The organism is Halococcus salsus (assembly GCF_009900715.1).
Classification (GTDB): domain Archaea; phylum Halobacteriota; class Halobacteria; order Halobacteriales; family Halococcaceae; genus Halococcus; species Halococcus salsus.
In genome coordinates, this window is the sequence record NZ_JAAAJC010000001.1 from 361,216 (window position 1) to 386,339 (window position 25,124).

Sequence of the window (25,124 nt, forward strand, 5' to 3'; positions counted from 1 at the left end):
TGAGGCCGCAGGCCGAACGAGCGGCCTTTTTAGTCCAGGTTTTTCAAGGAGCGGTGCGCGAAGCGCACCCGACGCAGAAAAAAGTGGGAGAGTACAAGTCGATCGCTGGCCAATCCTCCGGTATGGCCGAACCCGAACTCGCCGAACGCGAATGTGTCGCCTGCACCAGCGACGACGACCCGCTGACGGGCGCTGAGCTCGCGGAACTCGCCGAGGGGATCGACGGGGACGTCTGGGACGTCGTGGACGACCACCACCTCGAAGGCACCTACGAGTTCGCGGACTTCCGCGATGCGCTCGAGTTCACCTACGAGGTGGGCGAGCTCGCCGAGGCGGAGTGGCACCACCCCGACATCCACCTCTCGTACGGCGAGGTCGTCGTCGAGATGTGGACTCACAAGATCGACGGCCTCTTCGAGACCGACTTCGTCATGGCCGCCCGGATGGACCGGATCCACGACGACTACGAACCCGGGAAATGACGGACAGAAGCCTCGAACGGTGGCACGACGCCGCCACCGTCGGTATCGGGATCGCGGTCGGCATCGGTCTCCGACGGTGGAAGGGCGACGCGTTCGAGTCGAACCTCAGAACGCAACTCGCGATGCAGGTCGGTCTCGCCATCGGCTACTTCCTCGTCGCCGACCAGTCGACGGACGAACCGGACGCCGTCGAATGAGCCCTGCCGTCGCTCATCGCCATCAGTGTCGACCACGATATCGATCCATATGAACGAGACTCGCTACCGGATCCTCGACGCTATCGCGGAGGAACCAGTCTCGGGCCCGGAGCTCGCGGCCTCCCTCGGGGTCTCGCGCACGGCCGTCTGGAAACACATCGAGGCGCTCCGCGAGGCCGGCTTTTCCATCGAGAGCGACGGCGGTTATCGACTGACCGGAGTTCCGGAGTACGGCGGGCCCGCGATCGAGCTCGGGCTCGATGCACCCTTCACGGTCGAGTACCACGACAGCCTGCCGAGCACCAACGCCCGCGCACGTGAACTCGCCGAAGCGGGCGAGACCGACCGCGTCGTGGTCGCGAACGAACAGACCGGCGGTCGCGGCCGGCTCGACAGGGAGTGGGCCTCGCCGCCGGGCGGGATATGGTGTAGCGTGCTCTGCCGGCCCGCCCTCCCGCCGGCCCACGTTCCAGTCCTCACCCTCGCGGCGGCGGTCGCGGCCGTCGAGACCGCCCGCGAGGCCGGCGTCGATGCCGGTATCAAGTGGCCGAACGACGTTCTCGTCCCCACAGAAGACGGCGAGGAGAAACTCGTCGGCATCCTGACCGAGATGGAGGGCGAGGCCGACCGGGTCTCGTGGGTGGTCGTCGGTATCGGGGTCAACGTCCGGTCCGAGGGCCTCCCCGCGGGCGGAACCGGACTGCTGGCTCACACCGACGACCTCGACCGCCGAGCCTTCGTCCAGCGCCTCCTCGAACGGTTCGACGCGCTCCGAGGGGAACCGGAGACGGTGCTCTCGATGTGGCGCGAGCACGCGCTCACCCTCGGCAAGCGTGTTCGTATCGAGACGCCCGGCGGGGAGGTCGTCGGCGAGGCGGTCGACGTCGAGTTCCCCGGCAGCCTCGTGGTCGAGACCGACGAGGGAACACGGCGGGTTCACGCGGGCGACTGCGAACACCTCCGACCAGTCTGATCCCAGGATCAGTCGTCGTCGTCCACGTCCTCGCGCTCGACACGAACCGTGAGCACGGGCACCGACGAGGTGCGGACGACGCGTTCGGCGACGCTCCCGAGCAGCAGACGGTCGATGCCGCCGCGGCCGTGGGTCCCCATCACGACGAGGTCACAGCCCTCGCGCTCGGCGTACTCGACGATCCGCTTGCTCGGTGCGCCCTCGACCAGCACGCGCTCGACCGTCACGCCGCTCGCGAGCTCCTCGACGCGGTCGAGCGCTCCCTCGCCCTGGTCGTTCAGCATCGTCCCCAGTCCCTCGATCGCCGAGTCGGCCGGCAGGCTGGCGTAGCCGGCGGTGTTGACGACGTAGATCGCGTGGAGCTCGGCGTCGTGGACCCGCGCGAGTTCGACGGCGTGCTCGACCACGGGGTCGACTTCCGGCGAGCCGTCGGTCGGAACGAGGATACGGTCGTACATGACTCCCTCTCCTCTTCGCGGCCCGCGGCCTAATCGTTCCCGGTGGTTCGTCCGGGCAACACGACGCGCTCGATATCGGCGACGCCCGCGCGCCGGACCACCCCTCGAACCGGGTCCTGAACGCCCGCGAGGTTGTTCGAATCGCCGTCGAGCACGCAGAGCCGTGCCTCGCGTCCGGGTTCGACGACGCCCGCATCGAGCCCGAGGAGGTCGGCTCCGTTGCGCGTCGCCATCCGGAGCACGTCGCGCGCCCGGCAGTCGGTGAGCTTCGCGGTGAACTCCATCTCGCGGAACATCGAGGGCGAATCCAGCATCGCGTTGTCGGTCCCGAGCGCCACCGTCGTTTGGTCGGCGAGGCGTTCGATGGGCGGGAATCCCACGCCCGTCACGAGGTTCGAGCGGGGGCAGACCGCGACCGGGATGTCCTCCGCCGCGAGCCGGTCGAGGTGGTGGGACTCGGCGTAGACCATGTGCACGAGGAAGTCGGGGTCGAGCGCGAGCGCGGGCTCGATGTCGGTCGCGTCGCGCTCGCCGGCGTGGATCCCGAACAGCTTGTCCGCCTCGCGGGTCGCCGCCCGCTCGTCCTCGAAGTCGGCGTCGCGCGCGCCGCTCGCGCCGAACCCGTCCGCCGCCGCCATCGCCTCGACGGTCTCGCGACCGAGGACCGTCGCGTCGATGGCCGAGTCCGCGAGCGCGTCCTCGATGGCCCGGACCCCCTCGACACCGCCCTCGCGGAACTCACAGAACGCGCCGGTCCCCGACTCGACCATGAAGTCGATGGTGCGTTCCATCCCCGCGACGAGGTCCTCGCGGCTCGCCGCCCGGAGCAGGCGGTGTTTCAGGCCGTCGGGCGGCGCGACCAACTCGTCGAGGCTCAGCCCGCCGCCGGCCTCCTTCGCGATCGAGTCGCCGATGTGGGTGTGGGCGTTGACGAACGCCGGGAAGACGATCCGCGAGGAATCCGTCGCTGCCTCCTCGACCACCTCGATCCGGCCGTCCTCGACCACGACGCGTCCCTCGATCGGGTCGAAGTCGTAACCCGCGAGTATCGTGCCCTCGATCTCCATGGTCGGGGTCGGTGGCGAGTCGCCTTGAATGGCTCCGTCGATGGACGAGTCGTGTGTCTCGATTGTGGTTGAAACGGTCGGCGCGCGGCCTCCGCGCCGCCCGAGGGGCGGCGCGAAACGCCCGTGCGAGGGATGAGCACCGGAGTGAGCGAACGGAGTCGTTCGAGACGGCGAAGCCGTCTCGTGATGACGAAAGACGCGAAGCGTCTTTCGAACCACGAGCGAACGAGGAGCGCAGTCGGCTGGGGAGGCGTGTGGCCGTCGCGGAACGGTGGCGGAGCGGGAGAGTGAGGAGTTGTACCGTGAGTGAGGCCAAAGGCCGAACGAGCGGCTCTTTTTAGTCCACCGGAAGACGCGAAGCGTCTTCCGAGCCTTGCTTCGTTGCACTCAGCAAGACAGGTTTTCCTTCGTCGGGTTGGCTCGCCTCGCTCGCCAACCACTCCTCGAAAAAAGTGGGTCGCTATTCCCCGGCGAACTCGTCGAGCGTGGTGTGGACTCCGGGCCGGACGTCCGAGACCAGTGCGCCGTCGATGTCGAGCCCGAGGACGGCGGCGGCGGCGTTGCCGACGCGCTCGGCCGCGTCGTGGGGAGCGTAGACCCCGAGCCGCCACTGGTCGCGCTGGATGGCGTCGAGCGCCTCGACGAGCGTCGACTGCCGACCCAGGGGGCGGATCTCGCCGCTCACCACCACCCGCGAGGAGGACTCGGTCATGCCGGGTCGCGAGGGCACGTCGAGGATCACGTCGTCGGCCTCGACCGCGGCCCGGTCGGCGATGGTGCGTTCGCGCTCGCGGATGGTGTCGTGGTCGGCGTCCACGAGGTCGTCGGGGGTGTCCCGGAGTTCGGCCCACACCGCGCGTTTGTAGAGGTCGCGCCGGTCGAGGCGGGCGGCGTCGGCGGCGGTCGCTTCGTGCTCTCTGAGCGCCACGATGAGGTCGGCGTCGTCCATCCGTCGGAGGTCGTCGGCGGCGAGCCCGTCGTCGAGCAGGCGCTCGGCCGCGCGCCGGAGCATCGCCTTCCCGATGCGGGCGACCGGGTGGCTGTAGACCACCGGGTTCATCAGCGCGCGCGCGACCAGCAGCGACTCCGCGGTCTGGACGTTCCCCTCGTCGAGCACGAGTTCGCCGTCGAGATACCGGAGTTCGCGCACGAGACGGTCGTGGTCGATGGTGCCGTAGGGAACCCCGGTGTGGTGGGCGTCGCGCACGAGGTAGTCCATCCGATCGATGTCGAGTTCGCCCGAGACCAGCTGGCCGAGTTGGCCCTCGCCCGCGACGAGGCCCGCGATCCGCTTCGGGTCGAGGTCGTGCGATTCGAGGATCGCGGCGACCTCGCCGCCCGCGAGGAGTTCCTCGACGTCGTCGTGCTCCGCGCCCGTGTGGCGGTAGACCAGGGTTTCGAGGTTGTGGCTGTAGGGGCTGTGGCCGACGTCGTGGAGCAGCGCGGCGGCTCGGACCCGTTCGGCTTCCCGCCCTTCGATCCCGAGGTGACCGAGCGCGCGGTCGGCGAGGTGGTACACCCCCAGACTGTGCTCGAAGCGGGTGTGGTTCGCCGAGGGGTAGACGAGGTCGACGGTCCCGAGCTGGCGGACGCGTCGGAGGCGCTGGACGAGGGCGGTGTCGAGCAGGTCGCGCGCCACCCCCCCGACCTCGATGTGGCCGTGGACGCTGTCCTTGATGGTCTTCATTGGGCTCCCTTCGGCGCGTTCGGTCAAGTAGTTTCACTTCCCTGTAGTGAATCGGGTCCATCGGCGCTCGTCGCGATGGCCCACGATCTGTTACCGACGGTAAACACATCGATGGTTCAGGACAACGTCGATCACGATGGGGTTTATTAGCGCGCCATCGGTAACGGTCGATGTGATGGAACCCACCACGCGGAGGCGGCGATGACGACCGACCAGTTCAGCGTCGCGGGCGACGTCGCGGTCGTGACGGGTGCGTCGAGCGGTATCGGGCGAGCCATTGCCGAGCGCTTCGCCGAGGACGGGGCGGACGTCGTGGTCTGTTCGCGCGAACAGGCGAACGTCGACCCCGTGGCCGAGGGGATCGAGGAGTCGGGGGGATCGGCGCTCGCGGTCGAGTGCGACGTCCGCGACCGCGACGCCGTCGAGGCGCTGGTCGAGGCAACAGTAGCGGAATTCGGCGGGATCGATTGCCTCCTCAATAACGCCGGCGCGAGCTTCATGGCGAACTTCGAGGGCATCAGTGAGAACGGCTGGAAGACCATCGTCGACATCAACCTCCATGGGACCTACCACTGCACCCAGGCCGCCGGCGAGGTGATGCGCGAGAACGACGGCGGGACCATCGTCAACTTCGCGAGCGTCGCGGGCCAGGACGGCGCGCCGTTCATGAGTCACTACGCCGCGGCGAAGGCGGGGATCATCAACCTCACCTCGACCCTCGGTTACGAGTGGGCGAGCGACGGGGTCCGGGTGAACTGCATCGCGCCGGGGTTCGTCGCCACGCCGGGCGTCGCGAGCCAGATGGGTGTCACGGCCGACGAGATCGATCGGGATACCGTCGACCGGAAGATCGGAACGCCCGCGGAGATCGCCGACGTCGCGCAGTTCCTCGCCAGCCCCGCCTCGTCGTACCTCACCGGCGAGACGGTCACCGCCCGTGGCGTCCCAGACATCATGGAATCGCCCGAGTGATGGCGTGCGAGGTCTTCCTGCCGGTGGCGGCCCAGCCCAGCGTCGACGCGCTCTGCGAGCAGGCCGAACGCGCCGAGGGGCTCGGCTACGACCGGGTGTGGCTCCCCGAGACGTGGGGCCGGGACGCCGTGACGGTGCTAACGAGCATCGCCCACCGCACCAGCGAGATCGGGATCGGGACCTCGATCGTGCCGGTCTACTCGCGCTCGCCCGCGCTGATCGGGCAGACCGCCGCCACGTTGCAGGAGGTCTCGGACGGTCGTTTTCGACTCGGCCTCGGTCCGTCGGGCCCCATCGTGGTCGAGAACTGGCACGGCGTCGACTACGGCAACCCCCTCAGGCGAACCCGCGAGACCGTCGAGGTCGTCAAGCGGGTTCTCTCGGGCGAGGCGGTCAGCTACGATGGCGAGTACTTCGACCTCGCGGGCTTCCGGCTGCGGTGTGAGCCACCCGAACCCCGTCCACCCGTCGATGCAGCCGGGATGGGCCCCAAGAGCGTCGAGCTCGCGGGTCGGTTCGCCGACGGCTGGCACGCGCTCCTCCTCACGCGGGACGGGCTCCGCGACCGACTCGACGACCTCCGGCGCGGGGCCGACCTCGCGGGTCGGGATCCCGACGAAATTCGCGTCACGCTCTCGCTGACCTGCGCCGCGCTCGACGACCCCGACCGGGCGCGCGAGTCGGTCCGCCAGCACCTCGCTTTCTACGTCGGCGGGATGGGCACCTTCTACCGCGACAGCCTCGCGCGCTCCGGCCACGAGGCGACCGCGAACGAGGTCTACGAGAACTGGCAGGCCGGCGACCGCGAAGCCGCGACCGCGGCCATCGACGACGGCCTCCTGGACTCGCTCGCGGTCGCGGGCACGCCCGAGACGGCGCGCGACCGCCTCGAATCGTTCGCCGCCATCGACGGTGTGGATCGGGTCGCGGTGTCGTTCCCGCGCGACGCGAGCCTCGCGGAGATCGAAGCGACTATGGCGGCGCTCGCGCCCTGAGACGCCGATTTCGACATCACAGGGTTTACCCGTCGGAGTACGTTTAGCCGGGGCACCCGTGGCTTGGACACCGGTCGTCTCGACGACAGCGACGATGGATCGGCGCACAATCGACATTCGTGCCGAGAGGCGCTCTGGCGGCGACGGTCTCGCCGTCGGGGCGATCTGATGGGGATCGCGTACGCGTTCGGGCTCGACGACGCCGACTGGAGCGAGATCGGGCTGTTCTTCGTCACGATCTGCGCGCTGGTCGCGCTGGTCGTCGTCGGTATCCTGAACCCGCCGCTGTTGAGCAACACCCTGACCGGCACCTACGACTGGGTGATGCACTACTTCGGCTGGTGGTTCATGGCGCTCGGGGGCGTCCTGCTCGTCTTCGGGCTGTTCATGACCCTCTCCAGATACGGAACGATCCGTATCGGCGGCGAGGACGCCGACCCCGAGTTCGGTTTCTACTCCTGGATCGCGATGGTGTTCACCGTCGGGTTCGGGAGTTCGATCATCGTCTGGGGGGTGGGCGAACCGATCCAGATCGTCAACAGCCCGCCGTCGACGCTGCCGGTCGGCGGCACCACGATCAAACCCCTCTCGCTCGCGTTCATGTTCCTCCACGAGTCGTTCCCGGGGATGGCGATGTGGTACATCCCGGTGGCGCTCTCGTTCGCGCTGATGGTCTACACCGGCTCGGTCTCGGAGTACAAACTCAGCTCGATGCTCGACGTGGCGCTCGACCGCGAGGACTACGGCTGGCTCTACTGGCTCGTCGACCTCTCGGCGCTGGTCGCGATGGTCGGCGGGATCGCCACCACGCTCGGGTTCACCGCCCAGCAGCTCTCGACCATCCTGGACGTGGTCTACGGGCTCCAGGCCACCGCGCTGACCTACGGCCTCCTTCTCGCCATCGGCCTCGTCTTCCTCGCGGACGTCTGGCTCGGGCTCAGAAGCGGGATCCAGAACGCCGCCCGGGTGACGATCGTGTTGATGGTGCTCGCGGCAGCCATGCTGTTCGTAGTCGGTCCCACGCTGTTCACGCTCAACATCTGGATCGACGCCACCGGGATCTGGCTCAACAACCTGCCGCGACTCATGTTCTTCACCGCGCCCACGAGCGGCGGCGACTGGCCTCAGCAGTGGACCAGCTTCTGGTGGGGCTGGTGGGCGGCTTGGGGGCTGTTCGTCGGGAGCTTCGTCGCGCGCGTCTCGAAGGGACGCACCATCCGCGAGACCTTCTTCGCGTTGGTGGTCGTGCCCTCGGGGCTCGTCTGGGTCCAGCACGCCATCATCGGCGGCTGGGTGCTCTCGCCCGAGTACTTCGGCCCCGTCAGCACCGCGCTCTCGAACGGCGACATCCCGGCCGCGGTCGCGACCGCCATCTCGATCACGCCCTACGGCAACGTTTTGGGGCTGTTGCTCGTGCTCGTGATGGTCGGCTACATCCTCACGACGCTGGACTCGGCGGTCTTCATGCTCTCGGCGATCACCCTCGGCACCGAGGACCCCAACGCACGCAATCGCGCGTGGTGGGGCGTGCTACTCGCGTTCCTCGGCGTCATGACCCTCAACCTCCCGTCGTTCAGCGCGATGCAGTCGTTCTCGCCGGTGATGGCGCTGCCCTTCTCGCTCTACTTCCTCGTCCTGCTCTACGCGAGCTACGTCACCGCCCGCGACTACTACCACGAACACCTCATGGGTCCGGACGAGGAGCCGTTCTTCACGGTGAGCCACCGACCGGACCCGGAAGCCAGCGAGACGACCGGCGGCAACCGGGCCGCGGGCGAGAACGACGACTGACCCGCGGTCTTCGCTCGAACTGAAGCGCTGTTTTTCCCGTGCCGTGGCTCAGGAGTCGGTCGTGGCCGGTTCGTGAACCGCTCGGTAGCCCCCGTCGATCGCCTCGACCCGGTCGACGGTTCGCAGCGCCATCGAGCGCTCCTGCTTGGTCGTCACGGGAAAGTCGTAGCGTTCGGCCTCGTAGTCGAACCCCTTGCCCGTCGCCCGTCTTCGCTCGACGAACGCGCGGTGGGCGTCGAGTCGGTCGCCGACGACCCGCCGGGAGAGGGCGGGAACGTCCGCGACCCGGTCGTCGAACCCCTCGACGAGGCCGGCATCGAGCTCGTAACCCACCGAGCTCCGCCCGGCGACCATCGCGGCGAGACCCGTGGTGCCGGTGCCCCAGAACGGGTCGAGCACGGTGTCGTCGTAGACGGAGTACATGTTGATCAGCCGGTAGGGGATCGCGAAGGGATAGGCCGCCGAGCGCTCCCGCGAGTCGTCCCGATCGAGTGTCTGGCGCTCGCCCCGGACGTCGGTCCAGAGGTCCGAGAACCAGCGGTTGCGCTCCTCCCAGAAGTAGGCCGCCTCGTAGCGGCGGTCGGCGTGGGGTTCGAACCCGCGCCGTGTCGCGCCGTTCCGGAAGACCAGGATGTACTCGTGTTCGAGGGTGGCGTAGGCGTTCGGCGGGAGCATTCCGCTGCCCATGAACTTCGCGCCGGCGTTGGTCGGTTTCCGCCAGAGGATCTCGGGCAGCGGGTCGAAGCCGAGTTCCTCGAAGGCGTCGATAATTCGGGAGTGGTTCTGATAGACGCGAAAGCTCCCGTCCAGGGTGCGGGTCGCGTCGCCGACGTTGACGCAGGCGATGCCGCCGTCGACGAGCACGCGGGCCACCTCGCGCCACACCCCGTCGAGGAGGGCGTGCATCGCCTCGAACGCGCCGCGACCGTCGGCCGCCGCGAGCCGGTCGTCGATCTCGGGGTCGAGCTCGGCGAAGGTGTCGTCCCAGAGTTCGATCATGGGGTACGGCGGCGAGGTCACGACGAGTTCGACGCTGTCGTCGGCGACCGCGTCGAGATCCCTCGCATCCCCAACGACGATGCGGTGGCTGGTTTCCACTACCCGAGACAGACGGCGCGCTCGCAAGAAAGCCCCGATGGAGAACTCAGGCGGTGATCTCGCCGAACTTCTCCCTCACTTTCTCGATCTTCGGCTGGGCGTGGAACGAGCAGTAGGCGTCGCCGGGGTGCTTCGCGTAGTAGTTCTGGTGCTCCTCCTCGGCACGGTAGAAGGTGTCGAGCGGTTCGACCTCCGTCACGACGTCGTCCTCGTAGCCGCCGTCGCTGTCGAGCGCCTCGACGTAGGCCTCCGCGGTCTCCTGCTGGGCCTCGTCGTGGGTGAAGACCGCCGAGCGGTACTGGGTTCCCACGTCGGGGCCCTGCTTGTTGAGCTGGGTCGGGTCGTGGACGGTGAAGAAGACCTCCAGGAGGCGCTCGTAGGTGATCGTGTCGGGGTCGTACTCGACCTGGACGACCTCCGCGTGGCCGGTGTTCCCCGAGCAGACCTCCCGATAGGTCGGGTCTTCGGTGTGGCCGCCGGCGTAGCCGGAGGTTACGTCCTCGACGCCGTCGAGCTCTTCGAGTGCGGCCTCGGTACACCAGAAGCAGCCGCCGGCGAGCGTCGCGCGGTCCGTGTTTGATGCCATACCCGGAGTAGGGAGCGCAGCAACGAAAGCCCGTTGCTCGTGTGGACGGGTTCAATCCTCGTGGTGCGGCGGGCGGTTCGGATCACGCGCACCCAGCCGTTCCCCGCAGTGCGGGCAAGTCATAGGAGTCGCCTCGCGGTCTTCGAGGAAGCCCGAGGCGAGGATGCTCGCCGGCAGCGCGAAGAAGGCGACCCCGCCGACCATCGTGAGACCCGCCAGCGCCTTCCCGAGCGGGGTAACTGGAACCACGTCGCCGTAGCCGACGGTCGTCAGCGTCGCGATCCCCCACCAGAGGGCGGCCGGGATGCTCGAGAAGGCCTCGGGCTGGGCGTCGTGTTCGGCGTAGTAGAGCAGGCTCGACGCGATCACCAGCAGGACCGTCGCGCCCGAGAGCGCGATCGAGAGGTCCTCGCGTTTGGCCCAGATGACCCGTTCGAGCGTCTGCATCCGGCTCGAATACCGGGTGAGGCGGGTCAGTCGGAGGAGCCAGATCGGCCGCATGAGGAACAACAGGTCGACGTTCCCGAGGGCGGCCGCGAGGTAGAACGGGGCGATGGCGAGCAGGTCGATGAGCGGGTACGGCCGGGCCATGTAGCGCAATCGCCCGATCACCGGCCGGGTGTAGGTCTCGCCCGCGGTGGCCGCCCAGACCCGCGCGACGTACTCGACGGTGAAGGCCGCGATCGAGAACAGCGCGAACGCCTCGAAGAGGTGGCCGTACTGGGCGTCGAGCGACCCGACGGTTTCGAGCATCACCAGGAGTGCGTTCAGGACGATCAGCGCCATCACACACCAGTCGACCAGCTGTCTGGGGGTGCCGCCCTCGCCGGTCGCGAGCAACGTGGCGAGACGGTGCTTCGGTGGCGGGTCGTCCGTCGTGTCGTGCATACCCGATCCTCGACCAGGGGGACCAAAAATCGACGTGGGCCGGCGCTACAACACTTATGCCGACGGCCGGAGTGTGTGTGAGGGATGACCGATCCGACTCGGACGGGGGCCGAACTGTTCGTCGAGGCGCTCGCCGACTACGGCGTCGAGCACGTCTTCGGCAACCCCGGGACCACCGAGCTCCCGGTGGTGCACGCCATCGCCGACAGCGACATCGAGTATATTCTAGGACTCCACGAGGACATCGCGGTCGGGATGGCCGGCGGGTACGCCCAGACACGGCGCTATCACGCACACCACGACGATTCCGTGACGCCGCTGGGGGTGGCGAACCTCCATCTCGCACCCGGCCTCGCCCACGGTCTCGGCAACCTCTACGCCGCGAAGGTCGCCGGCGCGCCGCTGCTCGTGACCACCGGCAACCACAGCACGGACTTCCGCCACGAGGAACCCATTCTCTCCGGGAACCTCCTCCGGATGACCCGCCAGTTCTGTAAGAGTAGTCACGAAGTGCTCGACGTGGCCGCGCTCCCGACGATGATCCGGCGGGCCGTCAGAACGGCACTCACGCCGCCGACGGGCCCCGTCTTTCTCGGGCTGCCGCTCGATACGATGCTCGCCGAGACCGACGCGGCCCCCGAACGCCTCGGCCCGATCCCGACCGCCGGGAGCGGTGACCCAGTCGAACTCGACCGCGCCGCCGACCTTCTCGTCGCGGCGGATTCACCCGTGCTGGTCGTCGGCGACCACGTCGCGCGCGCCGGCGGGGTCGAGGCGGCCGTGAGGTTCGCCGAGGCCGCCGGGACCCGCGTTCACAGCGAGATCCTCGCCAGTGAGACCGACTTCCCCGGCGACCACGACCAGTGGGTCTCGCCGATCCCACCCAACGAGGACCTCGCGGCGACACTGTTGAGCGCCGACACAGTGGTTTTCGCGGGCTGTTCGACCAACACCACGCTGACACGCCACGAGCGCGAGCTCGTCGACGACGACACGACCTGCATCCACCTCACCGACGCGCCCCACGAACTCGGGAAGAACCAACCGGCCGACGCCGCCGTTCTCGGCGACCCCGGGGCGGTCTTGGACGAACTCGCGGACCGGGTTCGCGACCGGCTCGACGAGGGAACCAGGACCGAGCGCCTCGACGCGGTGGCCGCGACGAAGGAGATGGTCGCGGGGCAGATAGCGGGGATCGGCACCGGCGACGAGGAGAGCCCACACGCCTCGAAGGCCGAGCTCGTGGACGCGCTCTACGAGGCCGCCCCCGACGCCTTCATCGTCGACGAGGGGATCACCGCGAAGTACGCGATGCTCGCCCGCTGGCCGCTCGGGCCCGAACAGTACATCTCCAACAAGGGCGGCGGCCTCGGCTACGGCCTGCCCGCCTCCGTGGGCGCGGCGCTGGCCGAGTCCCTCCGGGACGAACCCCGGGACGTCATGGGGTTCGTTGGCGACGGCTCGTATCTCTACTACCCCCACAGCCTCTACACCGCTGCGCGCTACGACCTCGATCTCACCGTCGTGATCCCCGACAACCGCAACTATCGAATCCTGAAGGACAACACCCTCGACCTGCTCGGTGGCGACGAGACCGACTACGACTGGACCGACATGGAGTTCGCGCCACCGGTGGATATCCCGACGAACGCCGAGAGCCACGGCGCACGCGGGGAGCTGGTCGAGTCACCCGAGGATATCGCCGCCGCCGTCACGAGCGCGCTCGACCGGGACGGCCCGGATGTGCTCGACGTGCTGGTTCACGACTGAGACCACCACAACGCACATATCGCTGGTTTGCCGAGATGTGAACGAATGGCCCGTTCGGTTCCGGTTCTGGTCCTCGTGCTGGCGCTCGTTCTCGCGGGCTGCAACGGCTTCGTCTCCGATGACGACACCCCCACGGAGACGGTCACGCCGGTCGCGGTGCCCACCGACGAGCCAACGCCGACGCCGACCCCACAGCTCGCCCCCGGTCTCGACGAAACGGGCGTCACCGACCCCGTCGAGCTCGGCGAGGCCCACGCCGCCGTGCTCGACAACCGCTCGTTCACGGTCCACAGCGAGACGACGGTCCGCTTCGCCAACGGCAGCATCTACCGACACGACGAGCGGATCGGACGGTTCGCGGCGAACCGAAGTCGGTACCACGTCTCGTCGAACGGCTCCGGGTCGGTACCGATTCGCAACGCCTCGTGGTACAGCGTCGAAGCCTGGTCGGACGGGTCGCAGGTCCTCACCGCACAGCGGATCGACGGGGACACGTCCTACGACACGCAACGCGGTCTCGACGGGAGCCCGGCATCGGTTCGCGAGGGCTACAACGGGTTCTTCCGGTTCGAACCGGGGACCGGACAGGCGGTCTACACGGTGTTCGGCGCGACCGAGACCCGGTTCGTCGGCGAGACGCGTCGAAACGGGGATCGGTTCTATCAGGTCACGGCGACCGACGTGACGAACCCGGACGCGTTCGCCGACGGGGGCGTCGAGGAGCTCCGGTATCCCTCGCTTCGCGCGCTGATCGCGCCCACTGGCCTCGTTCGCGAGTACCGCCTCGATTACACCGCGACGCTCGACGGCTCGGGGGCCCCGAACGAGACGGGGCGAACGGTCCACGTCGACCGCTGGGTGAGCTACACCGACATCGGGACCACAACGGTCGAGCGCCCGTCGTGGTACGACGAAGCCGTCGCGAATGCCTCGACGACCACGGAATCATAGTCTACTCGGGTGGGTCGACCCACAGCCGCTCGCCGTCGAGGGTCTCGGGGAAGATCTTCCCCGGGTTGAGGGTGTCCGTTGGGTCGAGCGCGTGCTTGACCGTGCGCATCGCCTCGACGCCCGCCTCGCCGTGTTCGGCCACGAGGTACTTGCGCTTTCCCTGGCCGACGCCGTGTTCGCCGGTCGAGGTGCCGCCGAGTTCGATCGCGCGCTCGACGATGGCGTCCGAGACCGCCGTGCCCGCCGCGCGTTCGTCCGGGTCGTCGAGGTCCACGAGCACGTTGTAGTGGACGTTGCCGTCGCCCGCGTGCCCGAAACACAGCACGTCGAGGCCGTGCGCCGCGGCCTCGTCCTTCGCGAACCGAACCATCGCCGGGTAGTCGCTGATGGGGACGGTGACGTCGCCGGGTTTGACGGGTCGGCGCGGCGGGTCGTAGGCGACCATCGCTGGGGCGAGGTCGCGGCGGGCCTGCCAGAGCCGCTCCATCGCCTCGCCCGCGCCGACCTCGAACCCCGTCGCGCCGCACCGTTCGAACACCTCGCGGCAGGTCTCGACCTCGGTCCCGACACCGTGGTTCGCGTGGAATTCGAGGAAAACCAGCGGCGATTCGGGGAGATCGGTACCGGAGTAGGCGTTGGCGACCGCGGCGCTCAGCGGGTCGAGGAGTTCGATCGTGGCGACGTCGACCCCCGCTTGCATCGTCGCCGAGACCGCCTCGGCCGCGGCGTCGAGGTCGTCGAACGTCGCCCGCCCGCCGCGGACCTGTTTCGGTCGGCGGGCGAGCTCGAACGTGATCCGTGTCACCACACCGAGCGTGCCCTCGCTTCCGACGAGGAGGTCGGTCAGATTGTAGCCGCTGGAGGTCTTCTTCGCCCGACTCCCGGTCTCGATGACGGTCCCGTCAGCGAGCACGGCTTCGAGCCCGAGCACCCAGTCGTGGACCTCGCCGTACTTCACGGTCTTCGCCCCACTGGCGTCGTTCGCCACCATCCCGCCGACCGTCGAGATGTCGGCGGACTGCGGGAGCGGCGGGAGGAAGAGGTCCGCTTCGTCGACCGCGTCGTTTACGGCGGAGCCGAACACGCCCGGCTCGACGTCGACCTGAAAGTCCGCGGGGTGGACGTCGAGCACCGAGTCCATCCGCGTGAGGTCCATGCTCACGCCGCGATGGGCCGGCAGCGCGTTACCTTCGAGCCCCGTGCCCGCCGCGTAGGGCGTCACCGGAACGCCTCGCCGGGTGGCGGCCGCGAGCACCGCGCTGACTTCCTCGGTGGCCTCGGGCCAGCAGACCGCGTCGGGCATGACGTCCTCGCCGGGCGGCGTTCCCCAGTCGGCGGCGTGGTCGCCGCGCTCGTCGTCGCCGAACGAGACCCGGTCGTCCGGGAGGTGGTCGGTCAGAAACGAACACTCGTGAGTCATGCCGGTCGTCCGTCCGCCGCGGGCATAAACCTCAAGGGAGAGGTGGCGGGCGGACACCGCTCGAAACGGGCTCGGACCGTGCTCATCCCCCGAGTAACCACCGCCGGAGACGCACGAGCGCGCCACCCCGCGCCGTCGTTCGGGTCGTGAGCTCGTCGACCGCCGCCTGCACCCGTTCGACCGGGTCGGTGTCGAACACCTCGTCGGCGAGCCGGGCGAGGAGCCACTCGGTCGCCTCGACGGCGTCGGCGAGGTCGTCGTAGGAGCCCACCCTGAAGTCGTGGGTGACGGGACCGCGGTCGGCCAGGCGCATCGAGAGGTGGAGGCGGAAGACGTCCGGGCCATCCGACCCTCGCTCGCCGAGCCGAACCTCGATGGTGGTCGTCTCGGACGGCCGGTACCGATAGCGATGCCAGCGCATCCCGCCGGCCTCCAACGTCGCCGGCGTCGCCCACCCTGCCGGCGGCTCGACCCGATCGTCGACCATACCGGAGGGAACACGGCCCGTCCTTATCAAACCGATTCCCCGGTCCCCGGATGCAGCCTCGGCGACCGCGACGGGGACCACCGACGCCGATGGCTCCGACGACTGACGGGATCGTCCGATCCCAGTTTGGGTCCGTCCATACCCGGTAACCGTGCTTTCCGGTTCTGGATCGAACAGTCTCTCTCCTATCCGATGTCCATCCGTTCGAACCGAACCCGACTGGCGAGCACCAGCGCCGCCGTGATGCCGAGGAGGACCAGCGCGCCAGCGAGGTCGTAGGTCCCGCCGACCAGGATCGCGTTCGGGTCGAAGTACGCCATCGGCGCGAGGGTGCCGAGCCACGAGACGTCGGAACCCACTACGAGCGATTCGAGGAGGTAGAGACCGAACAGTGTCCCGACCGCGGCGTTGCGCGCGGTCTCGACCCGGTCGAAGACCACCGAACACCCCAGTCCGATCGCCCCACAGCAGAGCAGATACGGGATCGAGAGCAGGTGGAGCGCCGCGAGGTCGGCGACCGCGACCGGCTCCTCGACCAGCCACGACCCGGCGACGAGCACCACGGGAACCACCACGCTGGCGACGAGGACGGGAACGAGCAACGAGAGGAACTTCTCGACGAGCACGCGTGAGCGCGGGACCGGAGCCGCGAGCAGCGTCTCCATCCGGTGGGTGTCGACGTCGCCCGCGACCGACTCGGCGGCGCTGTAGGCCAGGTAGATCCCGAAGAAGAGCCCCCAGAACAGGGTGTAGTACTCGCCGGCGAGCAACCCCTCGACGCTCGTGAGGCTTTCGAGACCGAAGGCCGCCCGGAACTGCGGCGGGAGCGCGTCCGCGAGGCTCTGGACCTCGCTTCCGGCGACGATCTGCGGTGCGAGCGCGAGGAAGACCAGCCCCAGCAGCGAGAACGCGGCGCTGACGCCGAGCGCGCCTCGAACCCGGTGACGAGCCTCGTAGCGCAGGATCTCGAAGGTCATCCCAGATCCATCCTCCGGAAGCGGAGCTGACTCGCGACGACGAGCACGAGGGTAGCGGCGAGCAGGACCGCTGCGCCCCCGAGGTCGTAGGTGCCGTCGAGCAGGATCGCGCTCGGGTCGAAGTAGTGCATCGGTGTGAACCGTTCGACGACCGCGTAGTCGGTGCCGGTGACCAGGGTCCGGGCGAGGAAGGCCACCACGAGCGCGCCGACGGCTCCGCGCTGGGCGAGGCGCTCCTCGGGCAGGAACACCGAGAACGCGAGCCCGATCGCCGCACAGCACAGTAGATATGGAACGGCGAGGACGTGCAGTGCGATCAGGTTCTGGGTGTTCACGGGGTCGTCGATGAGCCAGCCACCGACGTATATCACCACGGGTGTGACCGCGTTGACCGCGAGGATCGGGACGAGGATCGAGGCGAACGACTCGGCGACGACCCGTGCCCGGGAGACCGGCGTGGCGAGGAGGGTGTCCAGCCGCCCGCTCTCGACCCCGCCCGCGACGAGTGAAGCCGTAGTGTAGGCGAGGTAGAGCCCGAGCACCAGCACCCAGCCGAACTGGTAGAGCTCGACCGACAGCAGCCCGGCGAGGCTGTCGAGGCTCTCGATCCCGAAGCCGACGACCAGCTGGTCGGGATAGCTCTCCAGGATGGCGTCGAGGTCGACGTTCGTGAACGAGGGCGTGAGCGCCACGAACATCGTGCCGTAGAAACACGCCGCGGCGGTGATCGCGCCCGCCACGACGAGCCGGCGTTCGCCTTCGTAGCGTGCGACCTCAAGCATCTCCCTCACCGCCGTTCGGTGGCTCGACCTCGCCGTAGAACCGCATGAAGACGTCTTCGAGCGGTGCGTCGCCGATGTCGAGGTCGAGGACGTCGTAGCCAACGAGCCGATCGAGGAGCGCGTTGTAGTCGCCGGTGTAGGTGAACCGGACGGTGGTTCCTGTGCGACCGCCCGACGACTCTGCTTGGCCGTCGCCTTCGACATCGGCTTCACTTGTTCGTCCCCCGTCGGCCGACGCCCCCGTCACCGACCGGTCCGTGCCGACGACCTCGACGTCGTGGGCTCCATCGAGCGCGAACGCCGCCGGGTCGACGGACTCGCTCACCCGGACCGAGACCCGCTTGCCGCCGCGGTCGAGCAGGGTCTCGACCGTTTCGAGTTCGACGAGGGTCCCGTTCCGGATGATCCCCACGCGGTCGCAGATCTTCTGGACCTCGCTCAGGACGTGCGAGGAGAAGAAGAACGTCACGCCGCGGGCCTGCTCGTCGCGGACGAACTCGTAGAAGCGCTCCTGCATCAGCGGGTCGAGCCCCGACGTCGGCTCGTCCATGACGACGAGGTCGGGGTCGTGCATGAACGCGAGCACGATCGCGAGTTTGCGCTTGTTGCCCGTCGAGTACTCGCCGATCTTCCGCTCCATCGGCGGGTCGAACAGCTCCAACAGTTCCTCGCTCCGCTGGTCGCCCTTGAGTGAGGCCTGATATCGGAGGAACCGCTCGCCGGTGACGCGCTCGTCGAAGCCCATCTCCGCCGGGACGTAGCCGAGGTGGCGTTTGGCCTCGATCATCGCGGCCTCGTCGGTCACGTCGTGGCCGAGCACGGTCGCGCTCCCGCCCGTCGGCGATTGAAACCCCATCAGCGTCCGGATGGTGGTGGTCTTGCCCGCGCCGTTCGGGCCGAGAAATCCGAAGACCTCACCCTCGCGCACCGAGAACGAGAGGTCCTCGATCCCACGGGTCTCGCCGTAGTACTTCGTCAACCCCTCGGTTCGTAGTGCGGCCATAACGACACCCGATGGAACTACGCCGGAAAATTGCATGAAGCTGTCGGGACCCCTGCACGCGAACGGGAGCGAAAGAATCCTGTCGGTCGCGGTGGGAGGGTACGCATGACGGGGTTCGACGCGACGCGAGCCGCCGCCCGGGAGCGCGACGAGGCCGACCCGATCGCCGGGTTCGCCGACCGGTTCTCGCTCCCCGACCGGCTCTACTTCGACGGGAACTCGCTCGGGCCCGCCTCCGAGGACGCCCACCGGACGCTCGATCGCGTGGTCGAGGAGTGGCGCGAGCTCGGGATCGGGGGCTGGACCGACGCCGACCCGCCGTGGTTTCAATACGGTGAATTCCTCGGCGACCGGCTCGCGCCGCTGGTGGGTGCGGGTAGCGAGGAGGTCGTCGCCGCGAACGCCACCACGGTCAACATCCACACCCTCGTCGGGACGTTCCTCGATACCCGCGACGATCCAGTCGTGCTGATCGACGAGCTCAACTTCCCGACCGACGGCTACGCCGTCCGGGCACAGCTCCGCCAACGTGGGCTCGACCCCGAGACCCACCTCGTGGTGGTCGAGAGCGACGACGGGCGCACCATCGACGAGGCGCGCGTGGTCGCCGCGCTCGAAGCGAGGGATATCGACCTGGTCTTCCTGCCCTCCGTGCTCTACCGGAGCGGCCAGTTGCTCGATATCGAACGGCTCACCGCGGCCGCCCACCGCCACGACGCGCTCGTCGGCTTCGACCTCGCGCACTCCATCGGGGTCGTCCCCCACGATCTGTCAGCTCACGGCGTCGACTTCGCGGTGTGGTGTTCGTACAAGTACCTCAATGCGGGGCCGGGAGCCATCGCGGGTCTCTACGTCGACCGGGAGCACTTCGGGACGCCGCCGGCGCTCGCGGGCTGGTGGGGTCACGAGAAGGAGACGCAGTTCGAGATGAACCCTCGATTCACGCCCGCCGGGACCGCGGGCGCGTGGCAGGTCGGCACCGTCCCGATGCTGAGCGCCGCGCCGCTCGAAGGCGCGCTCGACCTCGTCCACGAGGCCGGGATCGACGCGATCCGTGAGAAGTCGCTCGCGCTCACCGACTACCTGATCGCGCTGGTCGATACCCGCCTCGACGACGAGTTCACCGTCGGCACGCCGCGCGAGCCGTCGCGCCGCGGCGGGCACGTCGCGCTCGAACACCCCGACGCCCGCGGGGTCGTCGCCGCGCTCGGTGCCCGCGACGCGGTGGTTGACTTCCGACCGCCGGATGTCGTCCGTGTCTGCCCCGCACCGCTGTACACGAGCTACACGGACGTCTGGCGGTTCGTCGACGTGCTCGAAGCCATCGTCGCGTCGGGTGCGCACACGGACGCCGACGTCGATGGCGAGGTGACGTAGCGCCTCACTCCAGAACGGTCATCCCGTCCCCGGCGGGTTCGACGTCGGTCGGACGAACCCGGACCGCGGCGGCGATCTCGGCGGGGAGCGACACCGTCTCCTCGCGTCCCTCGGGCAGCACGGTCACCATCCCGAACGGTGCGACCTCGCGGACTTCGAGCTCTGTCTCGGGTGTGAGGCCGGCGTCCGAGAGGTACGCCAGGATCTCGGGGTCGGTGTCGGCGACCTGGGTCACGACGGCGTGCTCGCCCTCGCCGTACTCCGAGAGCGGGTCGTCGTCGGCCCCGGTGTGTTCGAGGTCCGCGGTGGGGATCGGTGCGCCGTGTGGGTCGGCGGTCGGGTCGCCGAGCACCGCCGCGAGTTCGGTTTCGAGCCGCTCGCTGATGTGGTGTTCGAGGGTGTCGGCCTCGTCGTGGACCTCCGTCCAGTCGTAGCCCAGATGCTCGGCGAGGAAGAGTTCGAGCAGTCGGTGGTGGCGGATGGTTTCGAGCGCGATCAGGTCGCCCTCCTCGGTGAGGCGGACGCCCTTGTACTCCTCGCGCTCGACCAGCCCGTGGCCTTCGAGGCGCTTCATCGTCGCCGTCACGGTCGGCGGCGTGACGTCGAGCGCGTCCGCGATGGCCGACGTCGGCACCGGCTCGTCGCCGTCGGCGAGCTGATAGACCGTTTTGAGGTAGTCCTCGGCCGTCGCGCTCGGCATACCTGTTCTACCTCATCGACCTACAAAATCGTTGCGTCGGCCCTCGATCTCGGCCTCGGGACCGCTGGAAGAAGTTTAAGCGCAGGCGGTAGGGGTGTGCTGGGCGTCGGTCTCGCCGGCCACGTCCATGAGCTCGTGGTAGCGGTTCCGGATCGTGACGTTGCTGACCTCCGCGACCTCGCTGACCTCGTCCTGGGTGAGCTTGCGGTTGGTGAGGATGCCGGCGGCGTAGAGCGCCGCCCCCGCGAGTCCGACGGGACTCTTCCCGGAGTGGATCGCCTGCTCCTCGGCGGTGGTGAGGAGTTCGCGTGCGCGTCGCTCGGTCTCCTCGTCCACGTCGAGGTCGGAGGCGAACCGCGAGAGGTACTGCTGGGGTTTCGGCGGGGCGATCTGGAGGTCGAGCTCCTGGTTGATGTAGCGGTAGGCCCGCTTGAACTCCATCTCGTCGACCCGCGAGACCGCGCCGACCTCCTCGACGCTTCGCGGGAGCCCCATCTGCCGGATCCCGGCGTAGAGCGCGCTGGTCGAGACGCCCTCGATCGAGCGCCCGGGCAGGAGGTTCTCCGAGAGCGCGCGACGGTAGATCACCGAGGCGGTCTCGCGAACGTCCTTCGGGACGCCGAGTGCGCTCGCCATCCGGTCGATCTCGCCGAGGGCCTGTTTGAGGTTGCGCTCCTTCGAGTTCCGGGTCCGGAACCGTTCGTCCCAGGTCCGGAGGCGCTGCATCTGCTGGCGCTTGCGCGAGCTCAGGGCGTTGCCGTAGGCGTCCTTGTTCTGCCAGCCGATCTGACTGGAGAGCCCCTTGTCGTGCATCATCTTCGTGGTGGGCGCGCCGGTGCGCTTCTTCTCGTTGCGCTCGGCGGCGTCGAACGCCCGCCACTCGGGCCCGTGGTCGATCTCGTTCTCGTCGACCACGAGACCGCACTCGGTACAGACGGTCTCGCCGTGTTCCGTATCGGAGACGAGCCGGCCACCACACTCCGGACAGACCTGTTCGGTCTCGTCGGTCGTGGTCTCCTCGACCGTCCCCTGGGTCGTTCGTTCGTTCGATTCGTGCGCTCGGATGCGTGTCGTGTTACCTTCCAATATCGTGTGGGTGAGCGGATGCTCGAATGGTGATGTTCGCTGGCGGTACAACGGGGGGTTTCTACAGTGTACGGTACGGGACTGAGCTATTTAAGGGATCCGGCCGTTTGCCGCCCGAAATCGGTATCGAGACGAGGTGAGACGACGATATCGGGTGTCGCGTCGACGGAAAAAGATCGGTACACGAACGGCGGCGACAGACCGGCGTGCGTTCCGCCGGTCTACGGGGGGCGCGAGCGTTTCCACGGCGCTCGTCGACCGGTCCGTCCGAATCCTGCGGAAACCAGTAGGTTGAGGTTCGGTCGGCGTCGAGCGGGTGTATGAGCCTCGAACGCGAGCACGACTGTCCCGACTGTGGCGAGCGACGGCAGTTCTATCGCGCCGCGAGCACGACGCTCCACCTCGGCGAGAAAGTGAAGTGGCGCTGTCCAGACTGTGGCTACGCGTTCGTCACCATCGGCGACGACATCAGCTCCGCGCCGGACCCGGCCTAACGACCGCCGACACCGAGTCACCCCGGCGACGAGCACGGCTCGCGGTCGGTAACAGATCTTTTTATACGCTGAGCACCAACGCCCGCCCAACGATGTACACGTGTGGTGTGGACGTACGTGCGGACGACGAGGAATGATACGGCCCTCGTTCGAACCCGTCGATACCGGCATCGCGGTCATGGACCCGATAGAGCGCCACCAGTACACGCTCTCGACGCCAACGCCGGTCACACCCGACCCCGCCGAGACGGAACCGTTCCGGTTCCCGGTCGAGACCGCCGTCTCGATCCAGACCAGCGCGTTCTCGCTGCCGAGCGTCGTCACGATACACGTTCGCGACGGGAACGGTACCCCGGTCCGGACGGCCGAACACTTCGCGGACGAGCACCTGCCCGAAGGGACCTACGGTATCGAACTGAACACGCCGGTGAAGCTCTACCTCATGGTCGAGGGGTCGGTGGACCTGACCGCCGACGCCGAACGGATGTCGATCGAGTTCGGCGAGGAAGTCGACGTACTGGTGGGCGCGCGCTCACACCACGACCGGCCGGCGGCGACGGTGACGACGACGTCGGACCCGGAGCACATGATGCAAGCGATTTCGACGTTCGGCTCGGCACTCAAGACGACCTCGCCCGAGCGCTCGTATCCCACGCTTCGAGGCCACCCGCCCACGGTCGAACTCGGCGAGGAACTCGACCTCGCGGGGCTCGAACCGCCCGACACCGGCGTGATGATCGAGGTACCCCCCGACCTCCGGTCGGTGTTCGTGGTCGCGCCGCTGGCGTACTACCTCGGTGCGCGGGTGGTTCCGGGCGACCCGCCCCGAATCCGGACCGAGACGGGGTTCGACTACTCCTTGGACGGTCCCGCCGGCTTCGAGACCACCGTCGAACGCACCCTCAAGCGCGCCTTCTTCCTCGACTGTCTCACCAGAACGGAGGGGTTGTACCCCGTGGCGCTCCACGAGCGGTCGGCGCTGGAGTCGACGCTAGGGCTCGATTTCGGGGCGCTCTACGACCGTCCGCTGGCGGCCCGGCTCGAAGCCGCCCTCGATATCCCTTTCGAGACCATCGAACCACACCTTCCCCAGTGGAAGCTCACCGCCCACGTCGAGCCCACGCCCGACAGCGTCGAGATGCTCCCCTTCCTCGTCGACGACCTCGCCGTCGTTCGCTGTAGCGAGACGGAGGCGACCGCGGACCAAGCCGAACCCGTTCCGGCCGACGGCCGGACGACCGACCGTTCCGGCGTGGTCGGCGCGTTCACCCGGAGCACGAGCCGTGGCGAACCGGCTCGGCACACCGCCCGAACGCGGTTCGTGAAACCCGACGCCGGCACGTCGCTCGAACAGACGTGGGTCGGCGACGGCACGCCGCTGGGTGCGAGCAAGGCCACGGTCGAGGCCTACCGGAACCGCCTCGACCGCACGCCGACCGAGGGCGACATCACCGTGCGGGTGGTCTGTAACGACCCCGCGATGGACGAGGAGCGGGGCTTGGTCGATACGATCTACGGCGACCGCGACCTCCCGTTCGACGTCGCCGTCGAGCGCGACCTCACCATCCGCGAGCTCCGGGACCTCCTCGCGGAACGGACCGACTTCCTCCACTACGTCGGCCACGTGGACGACGGCGGCTTCGAGTGCGTCGACGGCACCCTCGACGCCGCGACGCTGGATTCGGTCGGGGTCGACGCCTTCCTGCTCAACGCCTGCCAGTCCTACGAACAGGGGATGAGCCTGATCCGGAAGGGCTCCATCGGCGGCATCGTCACCCTCGCCGACGTGCTCAACGCCGAGGCCGTCACGATGGGGAAGACGCTCGCGGGGCTGCTCAACGCCGGCTTCCCGCTGCGCGCCGCGCTCGAAGTCGCCCGTGACGAGAGCATCATGGGCGAGGAGTACCTCGTCGTCGGCGACGGCGGCTTCGCGCTGGCTCAACCGGCCGGGAGCTTCCCGAACCTCTGTCGCATCGAACGGACCGGCGAGACGTTCACCGTCGACTATACCATCTTCTTGACCTCCAGACAGGGGATCGGGAGCCTGGTCGTTCCCTTCTTCAGGGAGAACGACCAGTACTACATCTCCTCCGGGCTCGTACAGACGTTCACGGTCACGGAGGAGGACCTCCAGGCGTTTCTGGAACTGGAGGACGCCCCCGTCCGGGTCGGGAGCGAGCTGCGCTGGAGCCAGCGGCTGGACCTCGATACGCTCTGACCTACGGGCCGCTGATACCGCCGTTGTTGCCGGCGGCCACGGGCCCGACCTGCGTCAGGAGGACCATCAGACCGAACAGCGCCGAGAGGGTTCTGGGGTGGTTCTGCAGGTACGTCCGGAGTTCGTCGGTGTCGGACATGACGTCCTACCCAAGACACGCCACCGATATGAATATTTTCGAAGATATCCTAGATCAACAATTTAGGTCTAATTCGTTGAATAGACGGCACAAAACCACTGAATCAACTCGTGGCGTAGAAAATGCATGAGGGAAAAGGGATGGCTGATAAACGACGTAAGTTGGAACGATATCGAGCGCTCAACGGACGTTCGAGCCGGCGGCTCGTGGGAGAGGCGTGGCTCGACCGTGGACGGTTTTCGAGAACGGTGTTCCGAGGGCTACGAGAGCTCTGTTTCCAGGTCGTCCCAGCAGTCGGGACACACCTGCTGGTCGACGCAGTACCGCCTGATCTGGGTTTCCTCCGCCGTGATCTGCTTCGACGACCGGGTGGTGTCCTCGACCTCGAGCACGACCCGATGACGGGGGCGGCCATCCGGAAGCGGTTCCTCACAGAGTGGACACGGCTTCATTTCATGGTGTTTCGCGTGATACGTACATAAACCTATTCACCCATCCCGAGGGATAGAGTGACGTACGGCACCGC

The 25,124-nt window shown here is 68.2% G+C and carries 26 protein-coding genes; 11 read left to right on the forward strand and 15 right to left on the reverse strand.

Annotated elements, in window-relative coordinates:
- Window positions 1–122 precede the first annotated feature (122 nt).
- From GT355_RS01910 to GT355_RS01920, 3 genes are read left to right on the forward strand one after another with little or no spacing between them, the layout of a single operon-like run.
- Window positions 123–482 (forward strand): 4a-hydroxytetrahydrobiopterin dehydratase, encoded by a 360-nt coding sequence (locus tag GT355_RS01910; protein WP_160133004.1) that lies wholly within the window; start codon window positions 123–125, stop codon window positions 480–482.
- Complete coding sequence (locus GT355_RS01915) at window positions 479–679, forward strand: hypothetical protein (protein WP_160133006.1); 201 nt, start codon at window positions 479–481, stop codon at window positions 677–679. The genes GT355_RS01910 and GT355_RS01915 overlap by 4 nt, the downstream gene beginning before the upstream one ends.
- 49 nt (window positions 680–728) lie before the next feature.
- On the forward strand, window positions 729–1,652 hold the full coding sequence (locus GT355_RS01920; RefSeq protein WP_160133008.1) for a biotin--[acetyl-CoA-carboxylase] ligase: 924 nt from the start codon (window positions 729–731) through the stop codon (window positions 1,650–1,652).
- Window positions 1,653–1,660: 8 nt separating this feature from the next.
- On the opposite strand, the gene GT355_RS01925 is transcribed toward GT355_RS01920, so the two are convergent.
- The 3 genes from GT355_RS01925 to GT355_RS01935 form a co-directional block, all read right to left on the reverse strand.
- Window positions 1,661–2,110 carry a universal stress protein gene (locus tag GT355_RS01925; protein ID WP_160133010.1) on the reverse strand — a complete coding sequence of 150 codons (450 nt, stop codon included), beginning with the start codon at window positions 2,108–2,110 and terminating at the stop codon, window positions 1,661–1,663.
- A gap of 29 nt (window positions 2,111–2,139) precedes the next feature.
- On the reverse strand, window positions 2,140–3,177 hold the full coding sequence (locus tag GT355_RS01930) for an amidohydrolase family protein (protein WP_160133012.1): 1,038 nt from the start codon (window positions 3,175–3,177) through the stop codon (window positions 2,140–2,142).
- Between the two features lie 460 nt (window positions 3,178–3,637).
- Window positions 3,638–4,864 (reverse strand): HD domain-containing protein, encoded by a 1,227-nt coding sequence (locus tag GT355_RS01935; protein WP_160133014.1) that lies wholly within the window; start codon window positions 4,862–4,864, stop codon window positions 3,638–3,640.
- A gap of 201 nt (window positions 4,865–5,065) precedes the next feature.
- Here GT355_RS01935 and GT355_RS01940 point away from each other — a divergent pair, with 201 nt between their 5' ends.
- The 3 genes from GT355_RS01940 (at window position 5,066) to GT355_RS01950 (ending at window position 8,622) form a co-directional block, all read left to right on the forward strand.
- Window positions 5,066–5,836, forward strand: a complete 771-nt coding sequence (locus tag GT355_RS01940) for an SDR family NAD(P)-dependent oxidoreductase (protein WP_160133016.1) — start codon at window positions 5,066–5,068, stop codon at window positions 5,834–5,836.
- A complete protein-coding gene (locus GT355_RS01945; RefSeq protein WP_160133018.1) occupies window positions 5,836–6,831 on the forward strand; it encodes a TIGR04024 family LLM class F420-dependent oxidoreductase in 996 nt (331 codons plus the stop codon). Before GT355_RS01940 ends, GT355_RS01945 begins: the two co-directional genes overlap by 1 nt.
- Before the next feature lie 168 nt (window positions 6,832–6,999).
- Entirely contained in the window at window positions 7,000–8,622 is a 1,623-nt protein-coding gene (locus GT355_RS01950) for a BCCT family transporter (protein WP_160133020.1), read from the forward strand.
- Window positions 8,623–8,670: 48 nt separating this feature from the next.
- Here GT355_RS01950 and GT355_RS01955 read toward each other — a convergent pair whose 3' ends face one another.
- From GT355_RS01955 to GT355_RS01965, 3 genes are read right to left on the reverse strand one after another with little or no spacing between them, the layout of a single operon-like run.
- The gene (locus GT355_RS01955; RefSeq protein WP_160133022.1) at window positions 8,671–9,720 is read right to left on the reverse strand and encodes a DNA-methyltransferase; all 1,050 of its coding nucleotides are present in this window, start codon (window positions 9,718–9,720) and stop codon (window positions 8,671–8,673) included.
- A gap of 46 nt (window positions 9,721–9,766) precedes the next feature.
- A complete protein-coding gene (gene msrA, locus GT355_RS01960) occupies window positions 9,767–10,306 on the reverse strand; it encodes a peptide-methionine (S)-S-oxide reductase MsrA (RefSeq protein WP_160133024.1) in 540 nt (179 codons plus the stop codon).
- Between the two features lie 51 nt (window positions 10,307–10,357).
- Window positions 10,358–11,194 (reverse strand): ion transporter, encoded by an 837-nt coding sequence (locus GT355_RS01965; protein ID WP_160133026.1) that lies wholly within the window; start codon window positions 11,192–11,194, stop codon window positions 10,358–10,360.
- Between the two features lie 84 nt (window positions 11,195–11,278).
- On the opposite strand from GT355_RS01965, the gene GT355_RS01970 reads away from it, so the two are divergent.
- Window positions 11,279–12,964, forward strand: coding sequence for a thiamine pyrophosphate-binding protein (locus tag GT355_RS01970; protein WP_160133028.1), 1,686 nt, complete (start codon window positions 11,279–11,281; stop codon window positions 12,962–12,964).
- Between the two features lie 45 nt (window positions 12,965–13,009).
- Window positions 13,010–13,915: a DUF7537 family lipoprotein gene (locus tag GT355_RS01975; protein WP_160133030.1), complete on the forward strand. Its 906-nt coding sequence runs from the start codon at window positions 13,010–13,012 to the stop codon at window positions 13,913–13,915.
- 1 nt (window position 13,916) lies between these two features.
- On the opposite strand, the gene GT355_RS01980 is transcribed toward GT355_RS01975, so the two are convergent.
- The 5 genes from GT355_RS01980 to GT355_RS02000 all read right to left on the reverse strand — a co-directional run bounded on the left by GT355_RS01980 (window position 13,917) and on the right by GT355_RS02000 (window position 18,584).
- On the reverse strand, window positions 13,917–15,335 hold the full coding sequence (locus GT355_RS01980; RefSeq protein WP_160133033.1) for an FAD-binding oxidoreductase: 1,419 nt from the start codon (window positions 15,333–15,335) through the stop codon (window positions 13,917–13,919).
- 82 nt (window positions 15,336–15,417) lie between these two features.
- Window positions 15,418–15,822, reverse strand: coding sequence for a hypothetical protein (locus tag GT355_RS01985; RefSeq protein WP_160133035.1), 405 nt, complete (start codon window positions 15,820–15,822; stop codon window positions 15,418–15,420).
- 185 nt (window positions 15,823–16,007) lie between these two features.
- The gene (locus tag GT355_RS01990; protein WP_160133037.1) at window positions 16,008–16,799 is read right to left on the reverse strand and encodes an ABC transporter permease subunit; all 792 of its coding nucleotides are present in this window, start codon (window positions 16,797–16,799) and stop codon (window positions 16,008–16,010) included.
- Complete coding sequence (locus GT355_RS01995) at window positions 16,796–17,581, reverse strand: ABC transporter permease subunit (protein ID WP_160133039.1); 786 nt, start codon at window positions 17,579–17,581, stop codon at window positions 16,796–16,798. Before GT355_RS01995 ends, GT355_RS01990 begins: the two co-directional genes overlap by 4 nt.
- On the reverse strand, window positions 17,574–18,584 hold the full coding sequence (locus GT355_RS02000; RefSeq protein ID WP_160133041.1) for an ABC transporter ATP-binding protein: 1,011 nt from the start codon (window positions 18,582–18,584) through the stop codon (window positions 17,574–17,576). The genes GT355_RS01995 and GT355_RS02000 overlap by 8 nt, the downstream gene beginning before the upstream one ends.
- Window positions 18,585–18,689: 105 nt before the next feature.
- On the opposite strand from GT355_RS02000, the gene kynU reads away from it, so the two are divergent.
- Window positions 18,690–19,961, forward strand: coding sequence for a kynureninase (gene kynU, locus GT355_RS02005; protein WP_160133043.1), 1,272 nt, complete (start codon window positions 18,690–18,692; stop codon window positions 19,959–19,961).
- A gap of 4 nt (window positions 19,962–19,965) precedes the next feature.
- On the opposite strand, the gene GT355_RS02010 is transcribed toward kynU, so the two are convergent.
- Complete coding sequence (locus GT355_RS02010; protein ID WP_160133045.1) at window positions 19,966–20,661, reverse strand: metal-dependent transcriptional regulator; 696 nt, start codon at window positions 20,659–20,661, stop codon at window positions 19,966–19,968.
- A gap of 75 nt (window positions 20,662–20,736) precedes the next feature.
- Window positions 20,737–21,747 carry a transcription initiation factor IIB gene (locus GT355_RS02015; RefSeq protein ID WP_160133047.1) on the reverse strand — a complete coding sequence of 337 codons (1,011 nt, stop codon included), beginning with the start codon at window positions 21,745–21,747 and terminating at the stop codon, window positions 20,737–20,739.
- A gap of 320 nt (window positions 21,748–22,067) precedes the next feature.
- Here GT355_RS02015 and GT355_RS17915 point away from each other — a divergent pair, with 320 nt between their 5' ends.
- A complete protein-coding gene (locus tag GT355_RS17915) occupies window positions 22,068–22,241 on the forward strand; it encodes a DUF7838 family putative zinc beta-ribbon protein (RefSeq protein ID WP_192927946.1) in 174 nt (57 codons plus the stop codon).
- Between the two features lie 133 nt (window positions 22,242–22,374).
- On the forward strand, window positions 22,375–24,459 hold the full coding sequence (locus GT355_RS02020) for a hypothetical protein (protein ID WP_160133049.1): 2,085 nt from the start codon (window positions 22,375–22,377) through the stop codon (window positions 24,457–24,459).
- 1 nt (window position 24,460) lies between these two features.
- On the opposite strand, the gene GT355_RS17920 is transcribed toward GT355_RS02020, so the two are convergent.
- Together GT355_RS17920 and GT355_RS02025 are read right to left on the reverse strand one after the other, a co-directional pair.
- A complete protein-coding gene (locus GT355_RS17920; protein WP_192927947.1) occupies window positions 24,461–24,598 on the reverse strand; it encodes a DUF7503 family protein in 138 nt (45 codons plus the stop codon).
- Window positions 24,599–24,858: 260 nt separating this feature from the next.
- Window positions 24,859–25,050 (reverse strand): hypothetical protein, encoded by a 192-nt coding sequence (locus GT355_RS02025; protein WP_120069928.1) that lies wholly within the window; start codon window positions 25,048–25,050, stop codon window positions 24,859–24,861.
- Between the last annotated feature and the right edge of the window lie 74 nt (window positions 25,051–25,124).